Genomic DNA, 4,812 nt, shown 5'->3' on the forward strand with positions numbered 1-4,812 from the left:
CTAAACTCCGCGAAACCTGTTGATCGCGGTGAGATGGCGCTCGCGGGTGGCGCCGTCGCGCACCCCGAGACCTTCAACCGGTGCGAGGCAGAGTACCCCGACCTTGCCCTGATGGAGGTTGCGGTGGACGTCGTAGGCGGCCTGACCGGTCTCGGTGAGCGGGTAGACGCGGGACAGGGTCGGGTGGACCAGGCCCTTGGTGATCAGCCGGTTGGCCTCCCACGCCTCGCGGTAGTTCGCGAAGTGCGATCCGACCACCTTCTTCAGGTTCATCCACAGGTAGCGGTTGTCGTAGGAGTGCATGAAGCCACTCGTGGACGCGCAGGTCGCGATCGTACCGCCACGTCGGGTGACGTACACGGACGCGCCGAAGGTCTCCCGCCCGGGGTGCTCGAAGACGATGTCGGGATCCTCGCCGCCGGTCAGTTGGCGGATCTTCTTGCCGAGGCGCTGCCACTCCTTGGGGTTCTGGGTGTGCTCGTCGGTCCAGAACCGGTAGTCCTCGGCGGCCCGGTCGATTACCAGGTCGGCGCCCATCCGGCGTACGATCTCGGCCTTGCGTGGCGAGGACACGACACACACCGGGATGGCACCGCCGTTGCGTGCCAGCTGGGTCGCGTAGGAGCCGAGCCCGCCGCTCGCGCCCCAGATGAGTACCACGTCGCCCTGTTTCATGTTGGCGCCGTTGTGGGATACCAACTGGCGGTAGGCGGTGGAGTTCACCAGCCCGGGGGCGGCGGCCTCCTCCCAGCTCAGATGCGCGGGCTTGGGCATGAGCTGGTTGGCCTTGACCAGGGCGAGCTCCGCGAGCCCGCCGAAGTTCGTCTCAAAGCCCCAGATGCGCTGCTCGGGGTCGAGCATGGTGTCGTCGTGGCCGTCCGGGCGTTCCAGCTCGACCGACAGGCAGTGGGCGACCACCTCGTCGCCGGGGGACCACATGTGTACGCCGGGACCGGTACGCAGCACGACACCGGCGAGGTCGGAGCCGACCACGTGGTAAGGGAGATCGTGGCGTTTGCCGAGCGGGGACAGCCGGCCGTAACGCTCCAGGAAGCCGAACGTCGGCAGTGGTTCGAAGATCGACGTCCAGACGGTGTTGTAGTTGATCGTGGAGGCCATCACGGCGACCAGCGCCTCGCCGGGACCGAGGTCCGGGGTCGTGACCTCGTCGATGTGCAGGGCGCGCCTGGGGTCCTTGTCCTGGGATGCCAGCCCGTTGAAGATGTTGATCTCGTCCTTGCGAACCACCGCTCCCCGGTAGGTCTCGGGTACCGGCAGGGCCGCGAACGCCGCTTTGGGCGTGTCGGAGGCGAGAATTGCCTCGACAATTTCCTTCACGATCGACCTCCCGTGCGTCATCCGGTGGCGCTGGGCAGATGCTACCGACGGGTATGCCTATGAGTCGCGCGGTTGGGGGTGTGCGTCCGCGCTGGAAGCGATACAACCTGAGAGCAACCATTTGGGGTAGGAGAGCGTCTGACGTGGCGTGACCGCGCCCATGACAGTAGTGGAGGGGTGGCGGCCCGTGCCTGCGCGGAGCGACGCCGCTCGCAGCGAGGTCGCCCGGGATGCTGACGCCGCCCTGACGGCTCTGTATTCAGAGCACTACCGGTCGCTGGTCCGCCTTGCCGCCCTCCTCCTGGATGACGTCGGGCTGTGCGAAGAAGTTGTCCAGGACGCCTACATCCGCGTGCACGCCGCCTGGGGGCGGCTGCAGGACAGGGACAAGGCGCTCGCCTACCTACGGCAGACGGTGGTCAACCTTGCCCGCTCGACGCTGCGGCGGCGGTTGGTGGCCCTCAAGCATGCGCCCAAACCCATGCCGGACGCGGCCAGCGCGGAGGAGGGCGCCTACACCCTCGTCGAGCGCGCCGCGGTCATACAGGCGCTGCGGGAGCTGCCGCGCCGCCAGCGCGAGGCCGTGGTCCTGCGTTACTACGCGGACCTCTCCGAGGCGGACGCGGCAGCGGTCATGAAGTGCAGCGTCGGCTCGGTCAAGGCATACACGTCCCGCGGGCTGGCCGCGCTCGGCACCAAGTTGGAGGGTCTGCGGTGACCGCGCTCGAGCCCGACGAGCTGCGTCGTCTACTGACCGAAGCGGTTGATCCGGTTCGGGCTTCCCCGGCAGGCTACGAGCGGATCCGGGCCGGGATCATCCGCAGGCGGCGGATGCGGGTGCCGGCGACGACCGTCGGTGGGCTGGCGCTGGCCGGTTTGATCAGCCTCGCCTACGTGGCGATCGAACCCGGTCCCCCGTCCATCCTGGTCGAGCCGACCGTGCCGCCGCTGACCCAGCCGACTCCCGGGGTGACCGCGGTCCGCACGGCGGCCTCGCAGCCACCGGGTCACGGTGGGACGGGCGGGGGCGGTCAGGTGCGGCCGTCGGTGACGCCGAGCCGGTTGGAGACCTCGGCGTCGCCCACCAGCCCGAATCCGGGGGACGGGGTAACGCCGACGGCTTCGGCCAGCCGTCCCAGCGGCACGCCCAGTAACGTCCACTCGCCGACCCTCCCGCCGCCGGTGTCCGTCCCGGCGATGGCCGGCGATGTCGACGGGGATGGCGTGAGGGACCCGGCGACCGTGTCCGACAGCACGGTCAGGGTCGCGCTGAGCCTGTTCGGATCAACCGCGGTGACCTTCCCGGCGGTGGCGGCACCGTTCACTTTCTCGATCGTCGACATTGACGGTGACGGTTACGGCGAGCTGATCGTCCAGACCGACAGCAGCGGCGAGACCAGAAACTATGGTGTCGCCAGGCTGACCTCGACCGGGCAGTTGCGGGTCGTCAACGGCAGTCCGCTGCGTGCCGGTCTCAACGGCGACCATGGTGACGGTTTCCGCTGTGAGAGCGGAAAAGTCGTGGTCGCCGCGGGAGACCGGACCACGGACAGGATCTACCAGGTGACATCGACGACATGGCAGATGACGGGCACGGGGTTCACGGCGGTCGGCTCGCCCGCGAACGCCACGGTGGACCTGGCATCGGCTCCGTCGCCCTTCACCGCCGGCTGCGGGATCGCCTGACCCCACATTGTCGCGAAGCGGCTATTTGGGGAGGGCCTGTACCAGTTCTGTGAGCACACCGCCGGTGTCCTTCGGGTGCAGGAAGGCGATACTCGCGCCCATCGAGCCGTGCCTGGGCCGCTTGTCGACCAGGCGGACGCCCTGCCCGGCGATGGCGGCCAGGGCACCTTCGACGTCGTCGACGCCGTAGCCGACGTGGTGGACACCCTCGCCGTTGCGGGCGAGGAACTTCCCGACCGGGGAGTCATCCCGGATCGGCTCGAGCAGCTGCACGTATGAACCACCCGGGGCGGCCTCGGCCACAAGCAGCATGGCCTCGCGAACGCCCTGCTCCTCATTGACCTCCCGGGCGGCCACGGTGAGCCCGAAGGTCGTCTCGTACCAGGCGATGGACGTGTCCAGGTCCCGGACGGCGATGCCGACATGATCGATTCTCGTGAACATCGCGGACTCGAGCCCTCTCTCTCGCGGGTGTGGACGCGATGCTGCCATACCCGCTCCCCACGGACACCCGTCTCGACTCCGACGTGCCCGCTGGCCGCAGCATGTTGATGAAGATCACGTTATCGTTGCAGAACACGCAGTCGCACTCCCGGGAGGCCATCCATGCCTGGTTCTGTCATCGTGGCCGGCGCGCGAACCCCGATCGGCAAGCTGTCCGGCGCTTTGAAGGGCTTCCCCGCCGTCGAGCTCGGCGGATTTGCGATCAAGGCCGCGCTGGCGCGGGCCGGTATCGGTGGTGAGCAGGTCAACTATGTGATCATGGGGCATGTCATTCAGGCGGGTCAGGGGCAGATCACCGCTCGCCAGGCCGCGATCAGGGGCGGCATCCCCATGAACGTTCCCGCGATCACGGTGAACAAGGTCTGCCTGTCGGGTCTGGACGCGATCGCACTCGCCGACACCTACATCGCCAGTGGCGAGTTCGACGTCGTCGTCGCCGGTGGCATGGAGTCGATGACACGTGCCCCGCACCTGTTGCCGTCCCTGCGTGAGGGCGTCCGCTACGGCAGTGCCGAGCTGCTGGACGCCACCGCCCACGATGCCCTGTTCTGCGCGGTCGACCAGGTCGCGATGGGGCTGGGAACCGAGCGGTACAACGCGGGGCTGGGCATCAGCCGGGTCGAGCAGGACGAGTTCGCCGCCCGCTCCCATCAGCGCGCCGCCGCCGCGATCAAGAACGGGCTGTTCGACGACGAGATCGTCCCGGTCGAGGTGCCCCAGCGCCGCGGTGACCCGGTGCTCGTCAGCCAGGACGAGGGTGTCCGCGGTGACACCACCTCGGAGGCGCTGGCGAAGCTGCGTCCCGCCTTCAGCGACGACGGCACGATCACGGCCGGCTCGGCCTCGCAGATCTCCGACGGCGCGGCGGCGGTCGTGGTGATGAGCCGGGCGAAGGCTGTCGAGCTCGGGCTGACCGTACTCGCCGAGGTCGGCCAGCACGGCTTCGTCGCCGGCCCGGACGCCTCGCTGCAGTCCCAGCCGGCCAACGCGATCTCGGCGGCGCTGCGCAAGGAGGGCCTGACTCCCGCTGACGTGGATCTTTACGAGATCAACGAAGCGTTTGCCGCGGTGGGGATCCAGTCCATGCGCGAGCTCGGTATCGGCCCGGAGGTCACCAACGTCAACGGCGGCGCGATCGCCCTCGGCCACCCGGTCGGCATGTCCGGTACCCGGATCGCCCTCACGCTCGCCCTTGAGCTGCGTCGCCGCGGCGGCGGCATCGGTGCCGCCGGGCTGTGCGGCGGCGGCGGCCAGGGAGACGCCCTCATCCTGCGTGTCCCGGCG

5 protein-coding genes are annotated in these 4,812 nt (G+C 68.9%); 3 read left to right on the forward strand and 2 right to left on the reverse strand.

All coding sequences use genetic code 11. The annotated features are described in order from the left end of the window. Entirely contained in the window at nucleotides 1–1,338 is a 1,338-nt protein-coding gene (gene ccrA, locus U9980_RS14780; protein ID WP_322755472.1) for a crotonyl-CoA carboxylase/reductase, read from the reverse strand. 160 nt (nucleotides 1,339–1,498) lie between these two features. On the opposite strand from ccrA, the gene U9980_RS14785 reads away from it, so the two are divergent. Together U9980_RS14785 and U9980_RS14790 are read left to right on the forward strand one after the other, a co-directional pair. Beyond that, on the forward strand, nucleotides 1,499–2,056 hold the full coding sequence (locus U9980_RS14785) for a SigE family RNA polymerase sigma factor (RefSeq protein ID WP_322749627.1): 558 nt from the start codon (nucleotides 1,499–1,501) through the stop codon (nucleotides 2,054–2,056). Next, nucleotides 2,053–3,024, forward strand: coding sequence for a VCBS repeat-containing protein (locus tag U9980_RS14790; RefSeq protein ID WP_322768443.1), 972 nt, complete (start codon nucleotides 2,053–2,055; stop codon nucleotides 3,022–3,024). The genes U9980_RS14785 and U9980_RS14790 overlap by 4 nt, the downstream gene beginning before the upstream one ends. Before the next feature lie 21 nt (nucleotides 3,025–3,045). Here U9980_RS14790 and mce read toward each other — a convergent pair whose 3' ends face one another. Further along, nucleotides 3,046–3,468 carry a methylmalonyl-CoA epimerase gene (gene mce, locus U9980_RS14795; RefSeq protein ID WP_322749625.1) on the reverse strand — a complete coding sequence of 141 codons (423 nt, stop codon included), beginning with the start codon at nucleotides 3,466–3,468 and terminating at the stop codon, nucleotides 3,046–3,048. A 162-nt stretch (nucleotides 3,469–3,630) separates the two neighbouring features. Between mce and U9980_RS14800 the strand changes: the two genes are divergently transcribed. Further along, on the forward strand, nucleotides 3,631–4,812 hold a 1,182-nt coding region (locus U9980_RS14800; protein ID WP_322749624.1), incomplete at its 3' end, for an acetyl-CoA C-acetyltransferase.

Source organism: Protofrankia sp. Cr1, assembly GCF_963555865.1.
In the GTDB taxonomy this organism is placed as follows: domain Bacteria; phylum Actinomycetota; class Actinomycetes; order Frankiales; family Frankiaceae; genus Protofrankia.